Here is a 23350-nt window from a genome sequence, read left to right as displayed (position 1 = left end):
CGGCATCCTGGAGGGATGCCCCTGTCCGCGATCGAGCTGCACCGGCGCGGCGTCGAAGCGGCGAACGCCCGACGGTTCACGCAGGCGCGCCGTGCCCTCGACGCGGCATCCACCCGCACCGACGACCCCGACCTCCGCGCGCGCATCGACGGCACGGTCGCCTACGTGCTCGCGCAGACCGGAGAGCCCGCCGCCGCCGAGCAGCTCTGCCGCGAGGCCCTCGGTCGCTCAGACCTTCACGCAGAGACGATCACCCTGCTCAGCGGCCAGCTGGGCACTCTCCTGATGCACGGCGGACGACTGGCCGAGGCGGAAGTCGAACTGACCCGCGCGATCGACACGCTCACGGCGATCGGAGACGAGACCACCGAGCTCGCGAACTGCCTGATGAACCGTTCGGTGGTGCGGATGCAGCAGCGCGAACTCGAGACCTGCGTCGAGGATCTGCGGCGCGCGGTGGCCGTGTACGAGGCGAACGACGATGACGAGCCCCTGGCCGAGGCGCGGCACAATCTCGGCTACGCGGCATTGCTCGGGGGCGATCTCGTCACGGCCCTCACCCTGATGACCCGTTCCCGTCCGAAGCTCGCCGCGATCAGCGACCTCGCCGCGGCGATCAGTGACCTCGACCGGGCGGAGGTGCTGCGCGACGCGGGCCTCACGACCGAGGCCGAGGCGCTGCTCGAACAGGTCGCCGCCCAGTTCGGCGCGCAGCGGATGCGGCAGGCCAGAGGTGAGGCGGAATTCCACCTCGCCCGCTCACTGCTGCGACACGATCCCGCCGCCGCCGAGCGCGCAGCCCGCACCGCCGCCCGACGCTTCAACGCACTCGCGAACCACGGGTGGGCCGCTCGCGCCGAAGCCGTACGACTCGAGGCGCAGCAGCGGGCGAAGCCGCACCGCCCCATCGACGGCGCCGAATTCGCCCGCACAGCGAAGGCCCTCGACCAGGGCGGCTTCCGCACCGAGGCGACAGGACTTCGACTGAGTGCCCGGCGTGACGGTTCCGGCCGGCTGCCGCGACTGGACGACGCTGCACCGACTCCCCTGCGCTTGCGTGCGCACGAGGTGCGCGCCGCTCGCGCCGCAGCTGCCGGCCGTGACCGCGATGCCCTGCGGGCGGCCGCAGACGGCCTCGATCTGCTCACCGCCTGGCAGCAGTCGTTCGGCGCGCTCGACCTGCAGGCGTCGGTCGCGATGCACGGCAGCGACCTGATGTTCGCCGGACTCTCCGCGGCCGCGCGACTACGCGACCCCGCCGTGCTGTTCGAGTGGTCGGAGCGTGCGCGCCACCTCAGCCAGCAGGTCGCACCCGTCCGCCCTCCGCACGACGAATCCCTCGCGGTCGATCTGGCGGCGCTGCGGATGCTCCGTGCCGAGCTGGCCGGTGCCGACTGGACGACGGATGCGCGGGTACGGGCCCTTCGTGACCGTGTGCGCGAACGGCAGTGGGCGGCGACCGGCTCGGTCGGCACGCGTGAGCGACTCGGACTCGTGGAAGCGTCGGCGCTGCTCGATCCCGACCTGGCCGTCCTGTCCTACGTGTTCACCGGCACCGACCTGCATGCGGTCGTGGCGACCGCCGCCGGTGCCACCATCGTCGATCTCTCCTGGCCACGGGTGCAGTCGGCGCTCGACGGCCTCCGCGCCGACCTCGACATGACCGCCCTGACCCGTGGCGGGCTGATGGGCGATGTCACCGAGCGGGCGCTCACCTCGCGCCTCGCGATCCTCGACGCCGAGCTCCTCGCTCCGGCGCTCCGGGCTGCGCCCTCCTCGGCACGACGGGCGATCACGGTGCCCGGAGCGCTCGGCGGGATTCCGTGGGCGATGCTCCCCGGCATGTGGGGTGTTCCGTTCACCCTGGCGACTTCCGTGTCGCGTCTCCTGGGCGGATCCGCCCGCCCGGCCGGCCAACCCGCCACGATCGGTTTCGCTGCCGGCCCGCGCGTGGCCCGCGCCGACGACGAGGTCGAACGTGCGGCGGCGGCCTGGCGACGTGCCGGCGTGGCGCCGCAGACCCTGACCTCGGTGGATGCGACGGTCGGGGCGGTCACCGAACTCGCCGCAGCCGCCGATGTGCTGCACATCGCCGCGCACGGCAGGCACGCAGTGGACAACCCGCTGTTCTCCGGCTTCGAGCTCGCCGACGGCATCCTCTTCGGCTATGACGTCGATCTCATTCCGCGGGTCCCGGCGACGGTGATCCTCTCGGCCTGCGAGCTCGGACGCTCGTCGGTGCGCTGGGGAGAAGAGGCATTGGGCATGACGCGGGTGTGGCTGCACGCCGGTGCCGACTGCGTCATCGCCGCTCCCGTCGCCGTTCCCGACGACGTGGCCGGCGAACTGCTCAGCGCTGTGCACACGGGGCTCTCCGCCGGTGCACCACCGGCCGTCGCGCTTGCTCGGGCCGCGGTCGACACCGGCTTGAGCGCGCCGTTCCAATGCCACGGCGGCGGATTCTGAACTTTTCCTCCATTCGGTGTATCAGAACGGACGCGGCGCGCTCCTGTTCTTCGGAAGGTGCCATGCGAAGGGCCTCGAAGGGTGAGGCGCGAGGGAGGCGCAGTCGGATCTGGGGATCATGCGCACTGGGGAGCGCGAACACGACACGGACACCATCTGCTCGGGGGCGTTGCGGCATGCAGCCGCGCCACCCTCAGAGGGCCTCGACGATCTGGGGACGTCGGGGCCCTCGGGGTGTTCGGGGTTCGAGAGACTCAGCCGAGCTGAGAGCGGAAGTAGTGATCCGCGATGTCGCGGACCGCACCGGGATCCCGCTCGGGCGCCATGGTCTCGAAGTGCTCAGCGCGCTCCAGTTCGTCCGCCACGAACCGCCTGAGGATGGCGGGTGGCGTGCCGGTGCCGAGTTCCCGGGTCACCGCCTTCGCCGCGATGAGTTCCGCGGCCGCGTCCGTCACCGGCTGCGGAACCGAACTCTCCACCAGCAGCGTGGGAAGGTCCATGGGTGGAACGGATTCCTGCGGGTGATCCGCGAGCCACCGGAGCGCCGCAGCCGGTCGCAACGTGTAGAAGAACCGTTTGAGGGTGGTCTCCCCGATCTGCTGCTGACGCCCGACGTGCAGGTAGTGACGTGCGATCGAACCGCGTTCGACGATGTCTGCCGCCAGCGTCAGCAGGCCCTCTCGAAAGGCGGCGTCACCCGTGTAGACGATGGGCGAGCGGAGCCATTCGATCGCGGTCGCGTTGCCCCTGGCCAGGAGCTTCACGGTCTTCGCCAGGTCCCAGCCGTTCACGTCGAACGTCTTGTCGAGCGGGGTCTCGATCACATCGCGTGCGGGCCACAGCGAGAGGTAGTCCCCGCGCGCCCGCACGAAGATGAATCGGCAGTCGTAGTCGCTGTCCGGAGAGGGAAAACCCCAGGCACGGCTGCCGCTCTCGATCGCCCACGGGATGCGCACGCCGTGCTCCGCGGACACTCCGGAGAGCCGCCGGTCGATCTCGGAGACCACCAGCGGATCGAGGGATGACGGAATCGCGCGCATTGCTCGAAGATAGCCGGAGCGTGGCTTCTTCGCGTCGGATGAGGGTGGACGCGACAGCGTCCGGGCTCAGGCGACCAGCACCGCGTAGCCGGCCGCGCGGAGGGCGGCGAGCACCACGGAGTCCGCGCCGGAGTCCGTGATCACGGTCGGGAAGAGCTCGACGCCGCCGACCGCCGAGAACGCCTCGACGCCGAGCTTGCTGCCGTCGGTCACCACGACCGCACGCCGGGCCCGCTCGGCCATCATCCGGTTCACCGCGGCCTCGCGCTCGTCCTGCGTGGTCGCACCGGCGAGGGCATCCATCCCGTTCACCCCGATGAAGGCGATGTCGAGCCGCACTCCGCGCAGCAGCTGTTCGACGAACGGACCGACGAGTTCGTAGCTGCGCGAGTGGATGACGCCGCCGGTGACGACGACCTTGATGTCGGGGCGCGTGGCGAGCTGGGCGGCGATGTTCACGGCGTTGGTGACGACCGTGATACCGCCATTGCCCGAGAGGTCGTCACGTGCGGCGAGCGCTGCGGCGATGGCGGTCGTGGTGGTTCCGCCCGAGAGCCCGACCACCATGCCGGGGGCGACCAGGCCGGCCGCGGTCTGCGCGATGTTCGCCTTCTCATGCGTGCGCAGATGGCTCTTGTAGCGGATCGGCAGCTCGTAGGCGACGGTCTGGGCCACGGCCCCACCGTGCGTTCGGGTGAGCAGGCGCTGCTCGGCGAGGGTGTCGAGGTCGCGGCGCGTGGTCGCCGACGACGCCCCGAACTGCTCGACGAGGTCTTCGACGGTGACCTCGCCGTTGGCGGCGAGGAGGTCGAGGATCGCATTCAGCCGGGCGGCCCGCTTCATCAGGCGACCGATTCCGCGGGCTGCAGCGCGAACAGCCGCAGCATCCGCGCCGCTTCATCCGCGAGCGCTTCGCGGGCGGGAGCAAGGTATTTGCGGGAGTCCACCAGACCTTCGTCGGCGTCGAGCTTCTCGCGCACCGCCCGCGTGAAGAACCCGTTCAGGTGCGTGGAGACGTTGATCTTCGTCATCCCCGCGCGCACGGCATCGGCGATCACGGCATCCGCGACGCCGGAGGACCCGTGCAGCACCAGCGGAACCGCAAGGGCCTCGTGCAGTCGCGCGATCAGGTCGAGGTCGAGGGACGCCGTGCGGTCGGTCATCGCGTGCGAGGAACCCACCGCGACCGCGAGGGCGTCGACGCCGGTGGCCGCGACGAACGCACGCGCCTCGTCGGGGTCGGTGCGCACTCCCGGAGCGTGCGCCCCGTCCTTGCCACCCACCTCTCCGAGCTCGCCCTCGACGTAGACACCGGCCTCGTGCGCACGGGCGGCGACCGCCGCCGTGAGAGCCACGTTGTCGTCGTACGGCAGGGCGCCGCCGTCGAACATCACCGAACCGAAGCCCAGCGCGATGGCCTCGTCGACCAGCTCGGGCCGTTCGGCGTGATCGAGGTGCACCGCCACGGGTGTCTGCGCGCGCCGCGCCACGGCGAGCGTGGCGAGCGCGATCGGCTCGAGCCCGCCATGGTAGTCGGCGCAGTTCTGCGAGATCTGCAGGATGACGGGCAGCTGGGCGAGCGCGGCGGCCCGCACCAGCCCCTCGGCGGTCTCGAGGTGGATCACGTTGAAGGCGCCGATGCCGGTGCCTTCTGCGGCAGCGGCGGAGACGAGGTCGCGAGCGGAGACGAGGGTCACGAAGGGTCCTTCCGGAACGATTCAAGGTGGGGATGCGAGATGCGGAGCTGTTGTTCGAGTTCCGTCCAGCGCGACGAGATGTCTCCGGCCAGCGGGGTGAGCACGGCGGCGGCGGACCAGGCGGTGGCCCGGCGGAGGATCTGCTCGGGATCTCGCACCCCCTCGGCGTACAGCACGGCGCAGGCGGCGACACCGGCATCACCGGCACCCGTCGGGTTGCCCGCGAGCGGTTCAGCCAGGCGTGCGTGCACGAGTTCGGTCGCGGTGACCGCGAGCATGCCCTCGGCCCCGAGAGAGAGCAGCACGAGCTCGGTGCCACGCGCGATCAGCGATCGGGCGCCTTCGACCGGGCCGGCGATGCCGGTGGCCTCCACCAGCTCGGCGGCATTCGGCTTCAGCACGGTGGCTCCGGCCTCGGCCGCACACAGCAGGGCGGGCCCGGAGGTGTCGACGATCACCGGCACTCCGGCGTCCTTCCCCACCGCGATGAGCATGGGGAGCAACGACTCCGGCGCACCGGGCGGCACGCTGCCGGACACGACCAGCACGCGCGCACTCGGCAGGCGTTCGACGACCTCGGCGAGCAGTGCGGCCCACTCGGCGTCGGTCGGATTCAGGCCGCGTTCGTTGATGATCGTGGTGTCGCCGAGCGCCTCGTCGACCACCGCGATGCTGCGGCGGGTCTCCGCAGCGACCGCCACCAGGGCGTGCGGCACCCCGCTCGTGCGCAGCTCGGCGGCGAACTCCTCCCCGACCCGACCGCCCACAGTGGTGACCGCGAGCACCTCCGTGCCCTCCGCGTACGCGACCCGCGCGACGTTGACCCCTTTGCCGCCGGCACGCGCCGCGCCGGCATCCGCCCGGTGCGTTCCGCCCTCGACGAGCCGGTCGACGCGCCAGGTGAGATCGAGTGCGGGGTTGGGGGTGACGGTGAGGATCATGTGAGCTCCCGTGCGCGGAGGGCGGCGCCCAGCAGTCCCGCATTGCCGGAGAGCTCGGCAGGGACCAGCGCCGGGATGCGGTGGAAGCTGAGTCGCGCGGCCAGGCGCGTGCGCAGCTCGTCGAACAGGGCGCCACCGGCGCGTGACAGTCCGCCGCCGATGACCACGGCCTCCGGCGCCACGACGGCGGTGAGCTGAGCCAGAGACATCGTGAGCGCATCGAGCGCCGAGTTCCAGATCTCCGCGGCGATCTCGTCACCGGCCGCCGCGCGGGCGATCACGTCCTTCGCCCCGTCCGGAGCGATCCCGGTCGCCTCGCGGTAGCGTCGCGCGATGGCCCCGGCCGAGGCGACAGCCTCCAGGCAGCCTCGTGCGCCGCACGCGCAGATCGGGCCATCCGCGATCGGGGAGTGCCCGATCTCGCCCGCGTACCCTCCGGCGGTGTACGGGACGCCCCCGACCAGCAGCGCGCCGGCGATCCCCGTGCCGATCACGAGCACCACCGAATCGGCATAGTCGCGCGCGCCACCGAGTCGGCGTTCCGCCCAGCTCGCGGCGCGGACATCGTGGTCGAACGCCACGGGCAGCCCGAGCCGCGCAGCGGCGAGGTCGCGCAGCGGCGAGTCGTGCCAGCCGAGGTTGCTCGCGAAGACACCCAGTCCGGCATCCGCGTCGACGATTCCGGGCACGACGAGCCCCACCGCCTGCGGCACGACATCGGGATAGGCGGCACGGAGTTCCCGGGCCAGCACCTCGAGACGCTCGAGCAGCACCTGCGTGCGATCGCCTTCGGCGATCGGCGTGGGCGTGCGGCGCAGCCCGAGGGCGGTGCCGTCGGCGTCGAACAGCGCCGACTTGATGTCGGTGCCGCCGACGTCGAACGCCAGCACGGGTGCACCGACGCCGAGCGTGCGCACCGCAGCGAGCTTCTCACCGGTCGCGTCGCGCTCGACGTCGGGAACGGCGTCCGTCCCGTCAGCTCGGGTCATGGTCAGCTCCGGCGGCGGGTTGCGTCATGCATCCAGGATGACGGATCGCGTGAGGTTGCGGGGCTGGTCGGGGTCGAGGCCGCGAGAGACGGCGCGGTCGAGCGCGGTGCGGTGCAGGCGCACGAGATCGGCGAGCGGGTCGATCGCCCGCTGCTCGAACCGGGCACCGGTGGCCTCGACCTGCGCCGCGAGGCCTTCAGGAGCCTCGCCGAACTGCCAGGTGACGCGGCCGGGGGCTGCGATCGCGATCGGACCGTGACGGTAATCCATCGAAGGGTAGGCCTCGGTCCACGACTGCGACGACTCGCGCAGCTTCAACGCGGCCTCGTGGGCGAGACCGATCGTCCATCCGCGACCGAGGAACGTGTACTGCTCCGCATCGCGCAGCTCGTCGTCGCCGTCCTCGGCGAGCACGGCCTCGGCATCGGCGATGGAACCGGAGAGGTCTTCACCGAGCGACGCGCGGAAGAGTGCCAGTGCGGTGGTCGCGAATCGTGTCTGCACGACCGACTTCTCATCGGCGAACGGCAGCAGCACGGCCTCGTCGACGAGCGAGACGAGCGGCGAATCCGGGTCGCCGATCACGCCGATGGTCGGGATGCGGCCCTTGATGCGGTCGACGAGCTCGAGTACCTCGCTGGTGGTCCCGGAGCGGGTGAGGGCGACCACGGCGTCGTATCCACGGTCGAGAAAGGCCTCGGATGCCGCGTACGCGTCGGTCTCACCGTGACCGGCAGACTCACGCAGGGCCGCGTACGACTGCGCCATGAACCACGACGTGCCGCAGCCGACGACCGCGATCCGGGCGCCCGAGGGCGGAAGCAGCGCCTGCTCGGCCGTCAGATCTGCGGCCGTGGCCCACATCCGGGGCTGGGAGTTGAGCTCTTCGCGCATGTGTGCGCCGGGCAGCGATTCGGTCATCGAGATGCCTTTCTGGCGATAAGTTGCAGACTTGTGATTGTTTGAAGCTTAATTCGATCATAGTATGGCGTCGAATCACAACACCAGCAGCTTTACCTTGATTTGTTTGTTCTCCTGACAAATAATCAGACGAGTTCCACCCCTCGACGTCGACCCCGGCCGATGCCGAGAGCCCCGAGCCCCGGCTTGAACGATCGCGGCTGCTTCACGGCGAAGCGATCACCCACGCACTGTCGCGTGATGTGCTTGCGACTGTGCACCACACCCCCTCCCGAAGCGGCCCTGCCGCCGAGGGTTCGGACATCACAGTGAGGAATGCAATACACATGAAGAAGTCACTGCGGTTCGGCGCCGCCGCCATTGCGGCCGTCGCCACGCTCTCGCTCGCTTCGTGCGGGTTCGGCGGTTCGTCCGGCGACAGCGGCGATGAGGGAGGAGCGACCACCCTCGACCTCCTCGTCCCCAGCTACTCCGACGGCACCAAGGCCAACTGGGAGACGGTGATCGACGGGTTCGAGAAGGCCAACCCCGACATCAAGGTCAAGCTCGAGGTGCAGTCGTGGGACAACCTCGAGAAGGTCGTCTCCACCAAGATCCAGGCCGGCGAGGCACCCGACATCTACAACGGCGGCCCCTTCGCGGGCTTCGTCGGCGATGAGCTGCTCTACCCGACGAAGGACGTCGTATCCGACGACACCTACTCGGACTTCCAGGAGTCGTTCCTCAAGAACGCCGAGGTCGACGGCACGGCCTACGCCCTGCCGCTCATCGCGTCGGCTCGTGCGCTGTTCGTCAACAACGCACTGCTCGACCAGGCCGGCGTCGAGGCGCCGACCAATTGGGATGAGCTGCTGGATGCCGCCACCAAGGTGTCCGCACTCGGCGGCGGCGTCGCCGGCTACGGCATGCCGCTCGGCTCCGAAGAGGCGCAGGCCGAGGCGGCCGTATGGCTGTGGGGCGGCGGCGGATCGTTCGGCGACGCGTCGGAGATCACGATCGACACCCCGGAGAACCTGGTCGGGGCCGAGCAGATCAAGAAGATGATCGACGCCGGTGCGACGCAGGCCGACCCGGGCTCCACTCAGCGCTCCCCCCTGATGGACATCTTCATCCAGGGCAAGATCGGCATGCAGGTCGGCCTCCCGCCGACGGTCGGCCAGATCAAGGAGAACAACCCTGACCTGGACTACTCCATCGTCCCGATCCCGACCAAGGACGGCTCGCCCTTCACGCTCGGCGTCATGGACCAGCTGATGGCGTTCCAGAACGACGGCGACAAGCAGGAGGCGATCACCAAGTTCTTCGACTACTACTACTCCGCCGACGTCTACGTGCCGTGGGTGCAGGCCGAGGGCTTCCTGCCTGTCACCAAGTCCGGTGCCGAGCAGCTCTCCGGCGAGGAGGCTCTCAAGCCGTTCCTCGACGTGCTGCCCGACGCGCAGTTCTACCCGTCGACGAACCCGAAGTGGTCCGCCGCCGACGGTGCGTTCAAGTCGTTGTTCGGCCAGATCCAGTCGAAGCCGGCGCAGGACGTGCTGACCGAGATCCAGGCACAGGTCGACGCGGGCTGAGCCCGCTGACGGAGAGGTTCGGGTATCCGAATGAGCCAGAAGACAGAGTCCTCGAACCTCGCGGGGGCGGCGAAGAGCCGCCCCCGCACTCCGAAGACCCCGGATGCCACGCGTGGCAGGCCGGGCGGAAAGGATCTCCTCCAGGCGTTGCCCTGGATCGCGCCGGCGCTGCTGCTCATCTTCGGCGTCGTGCTGTTCCCCGCCGGGGTGATGTTCTTCAATTCGACGCGTGACATCTCCCTGTCGGGCCTCGACAAGGGCTCGGTCGGTTTCGACAACTTCGTCACGGTCTTCACGTTCACCGAGTTCTGGCCGATCTTCTTCCGCACGATCGTGTGGGTGGTCGCGGTCGTGACGCTCACGGTCGTGATCTCGCTCGGACTCGCACAGATCCTGAACAAGGCCTTCCCCGGGCGCCAGCTCGTGCGCATGGCCGTGATCGTGCCGTGGGCCGCATCCGTCGTGATGACGACCATGGTGTTCTACTACAGCCTCGAGCCGTACTTCGGCATCTTCAACAAGTTCCTGTACGACATCGGGCTCTCCGATGACGCGGTGGGCTACGGCTGGACGAAGAACCCGGCGACCGCCTTCACCTGGTCGATCGTGATCGCGATCTTCGTGTCGCTCCCCTTCACGACCTACACGATCCTCGCCGGCTTGCAGTCGGTCCCGGCCGACGCGATCGAGGCGGCGAAGATGGACGGCGCCGGCCCCGCCCGCACCTACTGGTCGATCGTGCTGCCGCAGCTGCGCAGCGCTCTGGCCGTTGCGATCCTCATCAACATCATCAACGTCTTCAACTCGCTGCCGATCCTGAAGGTGATGACCGGGTCGATACCCGGCTACGGCGCCGACACGATCATGACCCTGATCTTCAAGTACATCGAGCTGCAGAAGAAGGTCGATGTCGCGAGCGCCCTCTCGGTGGTCGCGTTCCTCATCGTCATCGCGATCGTCGCGGCGTACGTGAAGATCGTCAAGCCCATGAAGGAGGTCTGATCATGACCATGACCGAGACCGAGCTCGTGACCACCGCCGGAGGCCGTGGTCGTCGCACCCCGCCGACTCCCGGCCGCAAGCGCCGCTACACCGAAGACCAGGTCACACTGCCCCGCGTGATCCTGCGCACCGTCGCCGGTTTCCTGGTGCTCGCCATCTTCGTGCTGCCGTACCTGATCATGTTCTTCGGCTCGGTGAAGACCAAGTCGCAGATCCGGTCGGTCGATCCGACCTACCTCCCGATCGAGTGGCACTGGGAGAACTACATCTCGATGTGGTCCACCCCCGAGACGCCCCTGCCGTACAACCTGATCTCGACCATCGTCATCGCCGTGTTCGCCACCCTGCTCGTGCTGCTGGTGTCGCTGCCGGCGGCGTACTACACGGCACGGTTCAAGTTCCCCGGCCGCATGGTGTTCCTGTTCCTCGTGATCGTCACGCAGATGTTGCAGCCGGCGGTGCTCACCTCGGGTCTGTTCCGCCAGTTCACCGTTCTCGGCCTGGGCGACACCTGGATCGCGATGATCTTCATCAACGCGGCCTTCAACCTGTCGTTCGCGGTGTGGATCATGCACTCGTTCTTCGCCGGCATCCCCAAGGAGGTCGACGAAGCCGCACAGATCGACGGCGCCGGACGCTTCACCGTGCTGTTCAAGATCAACCTGCCGCTCGTGTGGCCGGGCATCGTCACCGCGATCGTGTTCACCTTCGTGGCCTGCTGGAACGAGTTCGCGGCGTCGCTCGTGATCCTGTCGACCGACAAGAACCAGCCGCTGTCGGTCGCGCTGACCAAGTTCGTCGGTCAGTACGAGACCAGCTGGCAGTACGTGTTCGGCGTCTCGATCGTCGCGATCCTGCCGGTGGTCATCCTGTTCATGCTCATCGAGAAGCGCCTCGTCGGCGGCCTGACCGCGGGCAGCGTCAAGTAACCCGACGACATCCGCGTTTCGACATCCGCCCGACGGGACCCCCGTCGGGCGGATGTGCGTCAGGAGGTCAGGGACGAGACGTGGAGGCCGCGCGCAATTGCTCGGGATTCCAGCGCACGCCGAGCGCCGACGTCAGGGCGGCCTGTGCAGCTCCAGCCGCGAGCGACACACGAGGATCGGCGTATCGGACCGGAACCTGCGCCGTGCCGCGAGCGGGGTACTCGGTCTCGTGGCGCACGCGGCCGAGAAAACGCGGCCCGAGCTCCGTCGCCGGCCCACCGATGACGACCTCGATCGGGTCGAGCAGCGCGCTGATGAGCTTCACGGCTCTGGCCAGCGCGCGAGCGCCCTCATCGAGATGATCCTCGTCGGCTTTGGCGGCGAGCGCGCGGATCTCCGGCGCATCCATGGCATCGGAGAACTCGGCGCCGAGCATCGCCCCGAGAGCTGCGGCCGATTCCAGGCATCCGCGCTGCCCACATCGACAGGCGCGTGCGGCTTCCCCGAACACGACCTGCACGTGTCCGATCTCGCCCGCGCGGTCTCGGGGGCCGGGGGCCAGTTCGCCGTCGAGCGTGACCGCCGCACCGACACCCCCGCCGAGATGGATGAAGAGGCGGTAACCGGACGGCGACTCCTCCATCCCCGCCTCGGCGATGGCTTCCGCGTCGACGTCGTTGATCAGCAGCACGGGAGCTCCGAGCACACGCTCGAACCGCTCGGCGAGGGGCACGTTCTGCCACTTGAGCTGCACGCTCTCGAGTACCGACCGCCCATCCGTCGTGCCCGGCAGCTGCACGCCGGCGGCGAGGAGCCGTCCGCCGAACTCCGCCGCCACGGCTGCCACCGCCTCGTCGAGGGTGCGGTCGCGGTTCTCGACGGTGTAGCTCACACGGCGACTGTCGACCTCGGTGCCGTCGAGGGCCACGAGAGCGATGTCGGCGTGAAGGGGCTGGATCACGAGCACCAGGATCAGGTGATGGCCCGCGTCGACGCTCAGGGTGGTCGCCCGCTTACCGCCGGTGCTCGCCGCCTGCTCCCCTTCGACGATCAGCCGGTTCTCGATGAGCTCGGCGACCAGCGACGACGCGGTGGCGGCCGTCAGCCCGGTCGACCTGGCGATGCCCGCACGGGTCTGGGTGCCCGGATTGCGGAAGACCAGCTGCAGAGCCCTGCGCAGGTTCGCACGCCGAACCGATGCCTGGGTGTCGAGGCCGTCATCCGTGCTGAGCATGTGTTCCCGTTCCGACGCTCGTCCGTCGCGAGCTGTTGACAGATCGTGGTGCGATCCGTAGTCTCTCCCTAAGTTTATTCATTGAACTTAGTTGGTCAATGAACCTCGCAAAAGCTCCGGACGGGCGAGTGCTGCACACACCGTCGCCCGTCCGGCACCTCCTCAGCGGCTCTCAGCTGCTTCGGTGTGGTGACGGATGACCTCTGCCACCACGAAGTTGAACCACTTCTCCGCGAACTCCGGGTCGAGGTGCGCCTCTTCGGCGAGAGCGCGCAGCCGTGCGACCTGCTGCTCCTCCCGATTCGGGTCGGACGCCGGCATCTCATGCTCTGCTTTCAGATGCCCGACCTGCTGTGTGGCGCGGAAGCGCTCGGCCAGCATGAAGATCAGTGCGGCGTCGATGTTGTCGATGGTGGCGCGAAGCCGGAGCAGTTCGGCCTTCGGGTCCTCGGCGGCGGTCATGCCCCTACTCTAGAGCCGCGTGACATCCTGGTTTCGATCCACGGCACCGCTATCGTGAGCACATGAGCAACGAAGAGTCGCCGGAATCCGCGCCCCACGACGACGCCGCATCCGCCGCGACTCCCGCCGCGCCGGTGACCGGCCGGCGCAAGGCCGCCCCGGCATCCGTCCCCGCCGTCGCAGACGCCCCGGTTCCGGTCGTGATCGAGCCGACGACACCCAGCCGCTCGTTCTGGACGCGCATCGACCGTCCGTTCGTGTTCGGCTTCCTGGTGACACTGGGCGGACTCGGGGCGATCGTGATCGGCCTCGCGCTGTCGAACCTGTCGACCGTGCTCATCTACATCGCCCTCGCCCTGTTCGGCGCACTCGGACTCGACCCCGCCGTACGGTTCCTGGAACGCCGGGGCCTCTCGCGCGTCATCTCGGTGGTCATCACGATCCTCGCGCTCATCGTCGTGTTCGCCCTCGTGCTGTGGATGATCGTCCCGGTGGTGATCGATCAGATCGTGAGCTTCGTGCAGTCGGTCCCCGGCATGATCAAGGACTTCACGCACAGCGACATCTACGCAACCCTCGAGGCCCAGTTCGGCGACCAGTTCCAAGACCTCGTCGCCCAGGTGCAGTCCTTCCTGACCGACTTCGGCAACCTCGCGACGATCGGCGGCGGCGCCCTGGCCGTCGGAGCCTCGATCGCCACCAGCATCTCGGGCGCCATCGTCGTGCTCGTGCTGACGCTGTACTTCCTCGCCTCGCTCCCCTCGATGAAGCAGGGTCTGCTGCGTCTCGCCCCGGCCCGCGACCGCGCCCGCGCCGGCGACATCGCCGACCAGATCACCGATTCCGTCGGCGGCTACGTGATGGGGATGGTGATTCTCGCGTTCTGCAACGCGACGCTCGCGTTCCTGCTCTACCTCTTCCTCGGACTCCCCTTCCCTCCACTGATGGCGGCCATCGCCTTCTGCATCACGCTGATCCCGCTGGTCGGCTCGGTGCTGTTCTGGATCCTCGGCACGTGCCTCGCGCTGTTCACCAACCCGATCGCCGCTCTGATCTTCGCGGCCATCTACCTCGTCTACATGCAGATCGAGGCCTACGTGATCACCCCGCGCGTCATGAACCGCGCGGTCTCGGTGCCGGGTTCGCTCGTCGTGATCGGCGCCCTCGCCGGCGGCACACTGCTCGGCCTGCTCGGGGCGCTGGTGGCCGTCCCCGTCACCGCGTCGATCCTCATCATCATCAAGCAGGTCCTCGTCCCGAAGCAGGACGCCCGGATCTGACCCACCCGCAACGCAGAAGCGCCCGGACCCTCAGGGCCCGGGCGCTTCTGTGTGATGACGACTCAGCTGAGCTTGTTGTCTGCCAGCCACTTCTTGGCGATGTCCTCCGCCGACTTCTGGTCGACCGTGCTCTGCACGTTCAGACCGACGAGCTCCTCGGCGGTGAGCTTCTTGCTGACCGCGTTGATCACGTCGGCGATCTCGTCAGCGACGTCGCTCGAGGCGATCGGCACGACGTTCGAGGCCAGGATGATGTTCTCCGGGTCTTCGAGCGCCACGATGTCTTCGGTCTGGAACGCCGGGTCGGCCGAGTAGATGTCGGCGACCTGGATCTCGCCGGCGAGCAGCGATTCGAGCGTGGTCGGGCCGGTGGCCGAGAAGCCGAGATCGACGCCGTAGACCTCCTTGGCCGCAGCCGGACCGTACGGACGCTGCTCGAACTCCGGCGCGGCACCGATCGTCACCGGGGTCGTGACCTTCGAGAGATCGCCGATCGTGGTGAGGCCGTTCTCCTCGGCGAAGCTCTTCAGCACCGTGTAGGTGTCCTGGTCAGACGCCTCGGCGTAGTCCAGAGCGGTCAGACCCTTGGGCAGTGCTTCCTTCAGAGCGGCGTAGACGTCTTCCGGGCTGGTAGCGGTCGCGTCCTTGTCGAGGTACTCGAGCAGGTTGCCGGTGTACTCCGGGAACAGGTCGATCGCGCCGGACTCGACATCGGGCATGTAGGCGTCGCGCTGTCCGATGTTGAACTGGCGGTCGACCTTGATGTCGGCGCCCTCGAGAGCCTGGGCGTAGATCTCGGCGATGATCTCGTTCGAGTAATACGCCTGCGAGCCGATGACGATCGTGTCGTCGCCGGAGCCTGAGCCTTCGCTCGGGGCGTCGAGCGGGTTGCTGTTCGCGCAGCCGCCGAGGACGAGCACCGCGGCGAGCGCGGCACCACCGGCAAGGGCGAGTCGTGACTTACGTGCTGTGAACATGAGGAGTTCCTCTTCTCTGGGACAACGGGGATGGTGCTGTGGGACGGTGTCAGGCTGTGGGTTGTGTCGGACGATGGGCGTGTCAGGCGGTTGCCGGTGCCGGCGAGGCAGCGGCCGCGCGCGAGCGACGAGTCGTGGTCGGTGCGCGCACCCCCGCGGGAACGGCGGCGTGCTGGAGCAAGGCGAAGATCAGGTCGACGACCAGCGCGAGCACCGCGACGAGGATCGCCCCTCCGAGCACCTGGTCGAACTTGCGCAACGGAATGCCCTGGATGATCGGCCAGCCGAGACCGCCGAGGTTCACGTAGGCGGCGATCGTGACCGTGGCGATCACCTGCAGGAGAGCCGCGCGGATGCCGCCGACCAGCAGCGGGAGACCGAGCGGGACCTCGACCTTCCAGAACACCTGCCACTCGGTCATGCCCATCGAACGCGCGGAGTCGAGCACACGACGGTCGATGGCTTCGAGGCCGGTATACGCACCGGCGAGGAGCGAGGGGATCGCGAGGAGCACGAACGTGATGATCGCGGCCTCGGGAACGCGGAGCACCCCCAGGATCAGCACGAGCAGCACCATGAGGCCGAACGACGGGATGGCACGTGCCGCGCCGGAGACCGCGACCGCGATCTCACGGCCCTTGCCGGTGTGACCGATGAGCCACCCCAGGGGAATCGCGATGATGCCGGCGATGAGCACCGAGATCAGCGTGTAGTACATGTGCTGGCCGAACAGGATGGGCAGCGAGTAGGGCCCCTCCCAGCGGTCAGGGGAGAAGAGCCAGGCGAGGGCCTCGGTGAACACGTTCATGCGGCGGTCCTCAGGGCGGCGGTCTGGCGCGCGGCGGTCGACGGGGTCTTCGCCGCGCGCGTCCACGGCATCAACGCCCGGCCGAGGAGCAGGAGCAAGAGGTCGATCACGAGCGCGATCACGACCACCGCGATGACGCCGGCGAACACCTCGGCGAGGATGCGGCGCTGCAGGCCGTTGGTGAACAGGTAACCGAGGTTGTTCACACCGACCAGGATGCCGACGGTGGCGAGGGAGATCGTGCTGACCGCGGCCACCCGGAGTCCGGCGAGCACGACGGGCCCGGCGAGCGGGAAGTCGACGGTCCAGAACCGTCGGAACCCGCCGTAGCCCATCGCGGTCGCGGATTGTCGGATCGCGGGATCGACCGAGTCGAGGCCATCGGATACGGCGCGCACCAGGATCGCGACCGCATAGATCGTGAGGCCGATGATGAGGTTCACCGGGCTGCGCGCGGGGTACCCGGCGACGGACGGAAGCAGGATCAGCAGGGCGAGCGAGGGGATCGTGTAGAGCAGTCCGGTGAGGACGATGACCGGCCCCTTCACGAGCTGATAGCGCCAGGCGACCCAGCCCAGCGGCAGCGACAGCACGAAGCCGAGCACGATGGCGATCGCACTCTGCTGCAGGTGGATACCGGTCAGCTCGAGGATGAGGCCGAGATTGTCGCCGATCCAGTTCACGGAGCGCCCTTCGTCGCGCTCTCCTCGCTCAGAAGCGCGTCGGTAACAGCATCAGGAACATCGATGATCGCCCCCTGGGTGCGACCCTCACCGTCGACCACCACGGTGCCGTGGGGCGTCTGCTTGAGGTGCAGAGCACGGCGTCCGCGTTCGGCGCCGATGAACGCCGAGACGAAGTCGTCTGCCGGGTTCTCGATGATCTCGCTGGGGCTGCCCACCTGCACGATGCGCGCGCCCTTGTCGAGGATGACCACCTGGTCGCCGAGGAGGAACGCCTCGTCGATGTCGTGCGTGACGAACACGACCGTCTTGTCGAGCTCGCGCTGCAGCCGCAGGGTCTCCTGCTGCAGGTCGGCCCGCACGATGGGGTCGACCGCGCCGAAGGGCTCGTCCATGAGCAGGATGTTCGGGTCGGCGGCGAGGCCGCGGGCGACGCCGACGCGCTGCTGCTGGCCGCCGGAGAGCTGGCTCGGGTACCGCTCGGCGAGTGCCTGGTCGAGACCGACCGTGTCGAGCAGCTCCCGTGCGCGCTTGTGGGCGGCAGCCTTCTTCACGCCGGTCAGGCGCAGCACCGTGGCGACGTTGTCGATGACCGTGAAGTGCGGCATGAGGCCGGAGTTCTGCATCACGTAGCCGATGCGTCGACGCAGGGCCACCGGGTCACCCTGGAGCACGCTCTCACCGTCGATCTCGACCTCGCCGGAAGTCGGCTCGACCATGCGGTTGATCATGCGGAGCAGGGTGGTCTTGCCACAGCCGGACGAGCCGACGAACACGGTGGTCTTGCGCGAGGGCAGCACGAGGCTGAAGTTGTCGACGGCGAGGGCGCCGCCGGGGAACCGCTTCGTGACGTTGCGGAACTCGATCATGGGCTGGTCTCCAGTCGGTCGATCGATGTGCGAGCGGACGAGTCGTTGCTCTTCAGATGGCTACGGGTGCTACGGGGCTCTTCAGATGGCTACGGGGCTCTTCAGATGGCTACGGGCCGACCTCGACGCGCGGATCGAAGGCCACGAACCCGGAGAAGTCCTTGCCCACGCGATCGAAGGCGGAGGGGTAAGGGTTCGGATACGACCAGGCGTAGTCGGTGTGGAGCTCGCCCGCGGTCTGCACCGAGTAGTACTGAGCGGCGCCCTTCCACGGACAGGTGTAGGGCGTGGGGCTCTCGACGAGCACTCCTGGCGTGATGGACGCGGGCGGGAAGTACCAGTTCCCCTCGATGCGGGCGAGATCGCTCTCGTCGGCTTCGGCGATGACGGTTCCTGCGAGTACAGCCTTCATGGTCCTGCCTCCTCGGATGTGGGTACGAGCGTATAAGACGGTGCGGACATCGGGGGTGAGGGTTGCGCCGCGGCCGTCAATATGAGAAACAATCCGGCTCCTGTTCGGCACGATCGCGCGAACGGATTGCCCCCGATGTCGGGATCAGACCCCGATGCGGGTCACGCGGAGTCGCGGCCGTAGCCCTCCAGCAGTCGTAGCCAGATCTCGCTGATCGTGGGGTACGACGGCACCGCGTGCCAGAGGCGGGCGATCGGGACTTCGCCGACGATCGCCACGGTCGCCGCGTGCACCAGCTCCGCCACCTCGGGACCGACGAACGTCGCACCGATCACGACGTCGCGGTCGGTGTCGACCACGAGCCGCGCCTGGCCCTCGAAGCCGTCTTCGTAGAGGCTCGCCCCGGCGACCCAGCCCAGGTCGTAGTCGACGGCCTTCACCGCGATACCGGCCTTGACCGCCTGGGCCTCGGTGAGGCCCGTCGTCCACGTCTTCACCCTGGGCGCGGGCGACGATCACATCGCCGGCGGCGCGCGCCTGGTACTTGCCCTGGTGGGTGAGGAGCACGCGACCGTTGACGTCGCCGACCGCGTACAGCCAGTCGGATCCGGGGACGCGGAGCGTGTCATCCGTCTCGATCCAGTGGCCGGGCTCCAGTCCCACGACGTCGAGGCCGATGTCACCGCTGCGCGGCGAGCGGCCGGTCGCGGCGAGCACCTCGGTGGCGGTGATCTCCTCACCGCCGTCGAGGGTGATGGTCACGCCGTTCGCGCCGCGATGCACGGATGTCGTTCCCGTGCCGGTGCGCACGTCGACGCCGAGTTCCTTCAGGCCTGCGGCGACGCGCTCACCCGCGAAGGGCTCCATCCCGCCGAGCAGGCCGCTGCGGGCGATCACGGTGACCTTCGAGCCGAGTGCGGCGTAGGCGGTCGCCATCTCGACGGCGACGACCCCTCCGCCGATGACGGCCAGGCTCTCGGGCAGCTCCTCGGCGCTCGTGGCCTCGCGGCTGGTCCACGGGGTGGCCTCGCGGAGGCCGTCGATGGGCGGGATGACGGCATCCGATCCGGTGCTGATAGCGACCGCATGCCGAGCTTTGAGCACGCGCTCAGCGCCGTCGGCATCCGTCACCGTCACCTCGCGCTCGCCCGTGATGCGGCCGTGGCCGCGGGCCAGGTCGATGCCGGCCGAGTCGAGCCACTTCACCTGACCGTCGTCCGACCAGTTGCTGGTGAACGAGTCGCGACGGTCGAACACGGCGCGCACATCGAGCTTTCCGGTGACTGCCTGGGAGGAACCACCCACGTGCTGCGCGGCACGGAGCGCCTGCGCCGAACGCAGCAGCGCCTTCGACGGCATGCACGCCCAGTAGGAGCACTCGCCTCCGACGAGCTCGCTCTCCACGATGATCGCGGTGAGTCCGCCCTGCACGGCTCGGTCGGCGACGTTCTCGCCCACCGGACCACCGCCCAACACGATCAGGTCGTACTCGTCGGTCTTCTCCGCAGCATTCATGCGTCGCACCTCTCCGTGAGCCGGTTACGTGGCCCAGTCTCGCTCATGAGCAACGCCGAGTCACGGGTGAGTTGTTCCCTGCGGCGTGGCGGAACCGGGACGGCTAGGGAGCGGGTGCGACGACGGTGGCGTGCGCACTCGCCCGCCGATCGTCGGCGAACGCACGCGGGTAGGCCCGCCGGAGAGCGACCACGACCAGCGTCGCCGCAACCACCTTGATCAGGTCTCCGGGCAGGAAGGCGAGGCTCGACAACGCCGTGGGCCCGAGCGGCACTGCCGTCACGAACGACTGCACCGGGATGCCGAACGCGTAGACCACGAACACTCCGCCGACGAGTGCGGCGATCGCGGACCGCCACCAGGTGAAGCGACCCGTGCGCATGAGGAGGCCGATCACGACGACCCCGGCGATCCAGCCGACGAGGTACCCGGCACTCGGCCCGACGAACACGCCGAGGCCTCCGCGACCACCCGCGAGAACCGGAAGTCCGACCGCGGCGAGCGCGAGCACGAGGACCACGGCGAGTGGCGCGAGACGCGGCCCCAGCACGAGTCCGGCGAGCATGACCCCCAGAGTCTGCGCCGTGATCGGCACGCCGCTCGGCAGAGGCACGATCACGGTGCCGAGCACGACGATCAGTGCGGCGAAGACCGCGATGCGGCCGAGCGAGGCGCTCGTGTCGGTGGCGCGGGACGTGGTCATGAATCCTCCTGAACGCCGTTCACCTGAACGGTGTTCATTAGAATAGGGACGCCACCCTTTCCGCGCAAACCCGCCCAGGAGTCCTCACGTCTCTCACCCCGACGCTGCGCCGCATCGCCGCCGACGACCCCGGCCGCCCGGCGATCGTCGGCCGCGATGCCCGCCTGACGTACGGCGAGCTCCACGCCGAGTCACGCCGGATATCCGCGGCCATCGGGCGTCTGCTCGTAACGGACACCGCTGCGGTTCATCCGAGCAGCCTCGCTGACCTGCCCCCGGTCGTCGCCCTCTGCCTGTCGTCCGCATTCGACACCGCGCGCGCCGTCGTCGCGGTGGAGGCGGGCGACCGCATCCTCACCGTCGTCGACGCGCAGTGGCCCGTCGCTCTGCAGATGCAGTCGATCGTCACATCCGGGACGCCTGCCGTCATCACGGATGTTCCTGACCTCCGGCACGCTCTGCGCGCGAGGGGGTGGCCCGGTCTGATCTTCGACCTCGCCGACCTGCTCGACGACGGATCATCCGTGCCCGAGGCGCCGACCGACGAGGCGCCGACCGACGACCCTCGGATCGATGCTCCGTTCCTGCTGCTGACCTCATCCGGTACGACGGGCGCGCCGAAGGCGTTTCTCAAGACGCGGGCGCAGTACGCGGCGAACATCGAGGTGTCCCGCGAGCACCTCGGCGCGCACGACCGCGTCGCGACTTTCGCGCCGGGCCCGATGTCGTACAGCCTGACCTTGTACACGCTGTTCGAGGTACTCGCCACGGGTGGTCAGCTGCACGTCGCCGACAGCCTGGACGCACTGTGGCTCACCCCTCGCGTGCACGACGAGCGCATCACGCGCCTCGTCACGATCCCCGCAGCGGTGACGACCCTCGTCGACGCAGCCCTCCGCCATCCAGGGCGGTACGACGGCATCGAGCTCATCGTCACGGGAGGGGCGGCACTCTCCGCATCGACACGAGCCGGCGTCGCCGACGCCCTCCCCCGCGTCCGGACAATCGGCTACTTCGGCACCGGCGAACTCGGCTTCATCGGCGACGATCGCGCCGGCGACGGGGCCATCCGGCTCTACCCGCACGTCGACGCGCGCGTCCGTGACGACGCCGGTACCGACCTTCCGGCCGGCGAGCTGGGCAGCCTCTGGGTGCGCTCGCCCTCCTGCTCGGCCGGCTACCTGCCGAAGACGAGCACGACATCGTTGGCGGACGCCGACGGCTGGGCGAGCGTGCACGATCAGGGACGCCTGCACGGGCGGGACTTCACCTTCGTCGGCAGAAGGGGCGACGTCGTCACGACGGGCGGGCACACCGTCGCGCTCGACGAGGTGGAGCGCGCCTTCGACGGGATGCCGGGCCTCAGCGCCTGTTGCGCGATCGCCGAGAGCGACGAGCGTCTCGGCACACGGATCGCGCTGGTCGTCGAAGGCGTCACCCCACCCGCCGCGGAGCTGCGCAGGTGGGCGAAACAGCATCTCGCCCCGGCATCCGTTCCGCGCCGCTGGTACGCACTGCCGGAGTTTCCGCGGACCGCCGGCGGGAAGATCCGTCGCGCCGCCGTCGCGGATCTGGTGGCGCTCGGGAAGGGACGAGCATGAACGGCAGGCGATCCGTGGTCATCACCGGTGTCGGCGCGGTCACGCCGAGCGGACTGTCGGTATCGGAGTCGTGGGCGTCTGTGCGCGCGGGACGAAGCGGCATCACCCGCCTGCCGCCGGAGCTCTCCGGCTCGGGCCCTGTGCAGGTGGGCGGGGTGGTGCACGGCTTCACCACCCCGGTCGATCTGGCAGCATCGCTCGCCCGGCGCCTCACACCGATGCAGCAGTGGGCGATCACCGCCGCCGATGAAGCACTCGTCGACGCGGCTGTCCCCGGGCAGCCGTGGCAGGCGGATGCCGCGCAGGTGATCGTCGCCACCGGTTCCGGGCCGGTAGATGCGACCGTGCAAGCCGCAGGAACGCTGCGGGACCACGGGGCGCGTCGGGTGCCGCCCGGCCTCACGGTCTACGGAACGGCGGATGCGATCGCCGGCGTGCTCAGCAGACGATACGGATTCCTCGGCCAGACCCACGCGGTCGCCGCGGCCTGCGCGAGCGGAGCGGTCGCGATCGGGGAAGGTCTACGCCGAATCCGCCACGGGTATGCCGACACCGTGCTGGTCGTCGGGATGGAGGATTGCCTCGGCCCGCTGCACCTCGCCGCCCACGCGAACCTCCGCTCGATCGCCACCGGATTCGGGGACGACCCGTCGGTGGCCTCACGCCCCTTCGACCGCGCCCGCACGGGCTTCGTCATGGCACAGGGCGCGGCCGCCGTGCTGCTGGAATCCGCTGATGCCGCACGCGAACGCGGCATTCGGCCCCTTGCGACGATCGCCGGATTCGGCGCGACGGGCGACGCACATCACGCCACCGCGCCCGACCCTGCCGCCGCGGGGGCGACGAGAGCGATCGCCGCCTGCCTCACCGACGCCGACACGGACGCCGCAGACATCGACCACGTGAACACGCACGGCACGGGCACGGTCCTGGGCGATGAGGCCGAGCTGGTCGCGCTCACGCAGGCGCTCGGCCGGAGAGCACCGTCCATCCCGCTCACCGCGACCAAGTCGACGACCGGGCACCTGCTCGGCGCTGCCGGTGTCGTCGAAGCCGTCATCGTCGCGATGACCCTGCGCGATCAGGTGCTGCCCCCGACGATGAACCTGTCGCATCCGTGTGCCGACGGCTGGGATTTCGTGCGCGAGCGGGAGCGACCACATCCGGTACGCACCGTGCTGTCGACCTCGTTCGGGTTCGGCGGCCACAACGCGGCACTGCTGCTCACCACGCCCGAGTGAAGCGGGCCG

21 protein-coding genes and 1 pseudogene are annotated in these 23350 nt (G+C 69.1%); 7 read left to right on the top strand and 15 right to left on the bottom strand.

Going from position 1 to position 23350, the window contains the following annotated elements; genetic code table 11:
- Positions 1-15: 15 nt before the first annotated feature.
- On the top strand, positions 16-2466 hold the full coding sequence (locus ACIQLD_RS12760; protein ID WP_402608350.1) for a CHAT domain-containing protein: 2451 nt from the start codon (positions 16-18) through the stop codon (positions 2464-2466).
- Positions 2467-2720: 254 nt separating this feature from the next.
- Here ACIQLD_RS12760 and ACIQLD_RS12755 read toward each other — a convergent pair whose 3' ends face one another.
- The 6 genes from ACIQLD_RS12755 to ACIQLD_RS12730 form a co-directional block, all read right to left on the bottom strand.
- The gene (locus tag ACIQLD_RS12755; RefSeq protein WP_402608349.1) at positions 2721-3506 is read right to left on the bottom strand and encodes a DNA polymerase beta superfamily protein; all 786 of its coding nucleotides are present in this window, start codon (positions 3504-3506) and stop codon (positions 2721-2723) included.
- Between the two features lie 66 nt (positions 3507-3572).
- Positions 3573-4349 (bottom strand): DeoR/GlpR family DNA-binding transcription regulator, encoded by a 777-nt coding sequence (locus tag ACIQLD_RS12750; RefSeq protein WP_402608348.1) that lies wholly within the window; start codon positions 4347-4349, stop codon positions 3573-3575.
- Positions 4349-5203, bottom strand: a complete 855-nt coding sequence (locus ACIQLD_RS12745; protein WP_402608347.1) for a ketose-bisphosphate aldolase — start codon at positions 5201-5203, stop codon at positions 4349-4351. Before ACIQLD_RS12745 ends, ACIQLD_RS12750 begins: the two co-directional genes overlap by 1 nt.
- A complete protein-coding gene (locus tag ACIQLD_RS12740; RefSeq protein WP_402608346.1) occupies positions 5200-6144 on the bottom strand; it encodes a 1-phosphofructokinase family hexose kinase in 945 nt (314 codons plus the stop codon). The genes ACIQLD_RS12745 and ACIQLD_RS12740 overlap by 4 nt, the downstream gene beginning before the upstream one ends.
- Positions 6141-7133 (bottom strand): ROK family protein, encoded by a 993-nt coding sequence (locus tag ACIQLD_RS12735; protein WP_402608345.1) that lies wholly within the window; start codon positions 7131-7133, stop codon positions 6141-6143. The genes ACIQLD_RS12740 and ACIQLD_RS12735 overlap by 4 nt, the downstream gene beginning before the upstream one ends.
- 24 nt (positions 7134-7157) lie before the next feature.
- Entirely contained in the window at positions 7158-8054 is an 897-nt protein-coding gene (locus ACIQLD_RS12730; RefSeq protein ID WP_402608344.1) for an SIS domain-containing protein, read from the bottom strand.
- Between the two features lie 326 nt (positions 8055-8380).
- Between ACIQLD_RS12730 and ACIQLD_RS12725 the strand changes: the two genes are divergently transcribed.
- From ACIQLD_RS12725 to ACIQLD_RS12715, 3 genes are read left to right on the top strand one after another with little or no spacing between them, the layout of a single operon-like run.
- Entirely contained in the window at positions 8381-9625 is a 1245-nt protein-coding gene (locus ACIQLD_RS12725) for an extracellular solute-binding protein (protein ID WP_402608343.1), read from the top strand.
- A gap of 30 nt (positions 9626-9655) precedes the next feature.
- Entirely contained in the window at positions 9656-10627 is a 972-nt protein-coding gene (locus ACIQLD_RS12720; protein WP_402608342.1) for a carbohydrate ABC transporter permease, read from the top strand.
- Positions 10628-10629: 2 nt separating this feature from the next.
- Complete coding sequence (locus ACIQLD_RS12715) at positions 10630-11556, top strand: carbohydrate ABC transporter permease (RefSeq protein ID WP_205810450.1); 927 nt, start codon at positions 10630-10632, stop codon at positions 11554-11556.
- A 67-nt stretch (positions 11557-11623) separates the two neighbouring features.
- On the opposite strand, the gene ACIQLD_RS12710 is transcribed toward ACIQLD_RS12715, so the two are convergent.
- Together ACIQLD_RS12710 and ACIQLD_RS12705 are read right to left on the bottom strand one after the other, a co-directional pair.
- Entirely contained in the window at positions 11624-12790 is a 1167-nt protein-coding gene (locus ACIQLD_RS12710) for an ROK family protein (protein ID WP_402608341.1), read from the bottom strand.
- Positions 12791-12952: 162 nt separating this feature from the next.
- Complete coding sequence (locus ACIQLD_RS12705) at positions 12953-13252, bottom strand: chorismate mutase (RefSeq protein WP_021200128.1); 300 nt, start codon at positions 13250-13252, stop codon at positions 12953-12955.
- 62 nt (positions 13253-13314) lie between these two features.
- On the opposite strand from ACIQLD_RS12705, the gene ACIQLD_RS12700 reads away from it, so the two are divergent.
- Complete coding sequence (locus ACIQLD_RS12700) at positions 13315-14532, top strand: AI-2E family transporter (protein ID WP_402608340.1); 1218 nt, start codon at positions 13315-13317, stop codon at positions 14530-14532.
- Positions 14533-14594: 62 nt separating this feature from the next.
- Here the strand turns inward: ACIQLD_RS12700 and ACIQLD_RS12695 are convergent, their stop codons facing one another.
- The 7 genes and pseudogenes from ACIQLD_RS12695 to ACIQLD_RS12665 all read right to left on the bottom strand — a co-directional run bounded on the left by ACIQLD_RS12695 (position 14595) and on the right by ACIQLD_RS12665 (position 20499).
- The gene (locus ACIQLD_RS12695) at positions 14595-15509 is read right to left on the bottom strand and encodes an ABC transporter substrate-binding protein (RefSeq protein WP_402608339.1); all 915 of its coding nucleotides are present in this window, start codon (positions 15507-15509) and stop codon (positions 14595-14597) included.
- A gap of 82 nt (positions 15510-15591) precedes the next feature.
- On the bottom strand, positions 15592-16317 hold the full coding sequence (locus ACIQLD_RS12690; protein ID WP_402608338.1) for an ABC transporter permease: 726 nt from the start codon (positions 16315-16317) through the stop codon (positions 15592-15594).
- Complete coding sequence (locus tag ACIQLD_RS12685; protein ID WP_402608337.1) at positions 16314-17000, bottom strand: ABC transporter permease; 687 nt, start codon at positions 16998-17000, stop codon at positions 16314-16316. Before ACIQLD_RS12685 ends, ACIQLD_RS12690 begins: the two co-directional genes overlap by 4 nt.
- Positions 16997-17869, bottom strand: coding sequence for an ABC transporter ATP-binding protein (locus tag ACIQLD_RS12680; RefSeq protein WP_402608336.1), 873 nt, complete (start codon positions 17867-17869; stop codon positions 16997-16999). The genes ACIQLD_RS12685 and ACIQLD_RS12680 overlap by 4 nt, the downstream gene beginning before the upstream one ends.
- A 109-nt stretch (positions 17870-17978) precedes the next feature.
- Positions 17979-18281, bottom strand: coding sequence for a DUF427 domain-containing protein (locus ACIQLD_RS12675; RefSeq protein WP_402608335.1), 303 nt, complete (start codon positions 18279-18281; stop codon positions 17979-17981).
- 161 nt (positions 18282-18442) lie between these two features.
- Positions 18443-19796, bottom strand: a pseudogene (locus ACIQLD_RS12670) (dihydrolipoyl dehydrogenase family protein).
- A 103-nt stretch (positions 19797-19899) separates the two neighbouring features.
- Positions 19900-20499, bottom strand: coding sequence for a biotin transporter BioY (locus ACIQLD_RS12665; protein WP_402608334.1), 600 nt, complete (start codon positions 20497-20499; stop codon positions 19900-19902).
- 104 nt (positions 20500-20603) lie between these two features.
- On the opposite strand from ACIQLD_RS12665, the gene ACIQLD_RS12660 reads away from it, so the two are divergent.
- Entirely contained in the window at positions 20604-22100 is a 1497-nt protein-coding gene (locus ACIQLD_RS12660) for a class I adenylate-forming enzyme family protein (protein ID WP_402608551.1), read from the top strand.
- A complete protein-coding gene (locus ACIQLD_RS12655; protein ID WP_402608333.1) occupies positions 22097-23341 on the top strand; it encodes a beta-ketoacyl-[acyl-carrier-protein] synthase family protein in 1245 nt (414 codons plus the stop codon). Before ACIQLD_RS12660 ends, ACIQLD_RS12655 begins: the two co-directional genes overlap by 4 nt.
- Positions 23342-23350 lie beyond the last annotated feature (9 nt).

This window comes from Microbacterium sp. NPDC091662, from assembly GCF_044756705.1.
Classification (GTDB): domain Bacteria; phylum Actinomycetota; class Actinomycetes; order Actinomycetales; family Microbacteriaceae; genus Microbacterium.
This window is presented reverse-complemented; position numbering and strand designations above follow the sequence as displayed.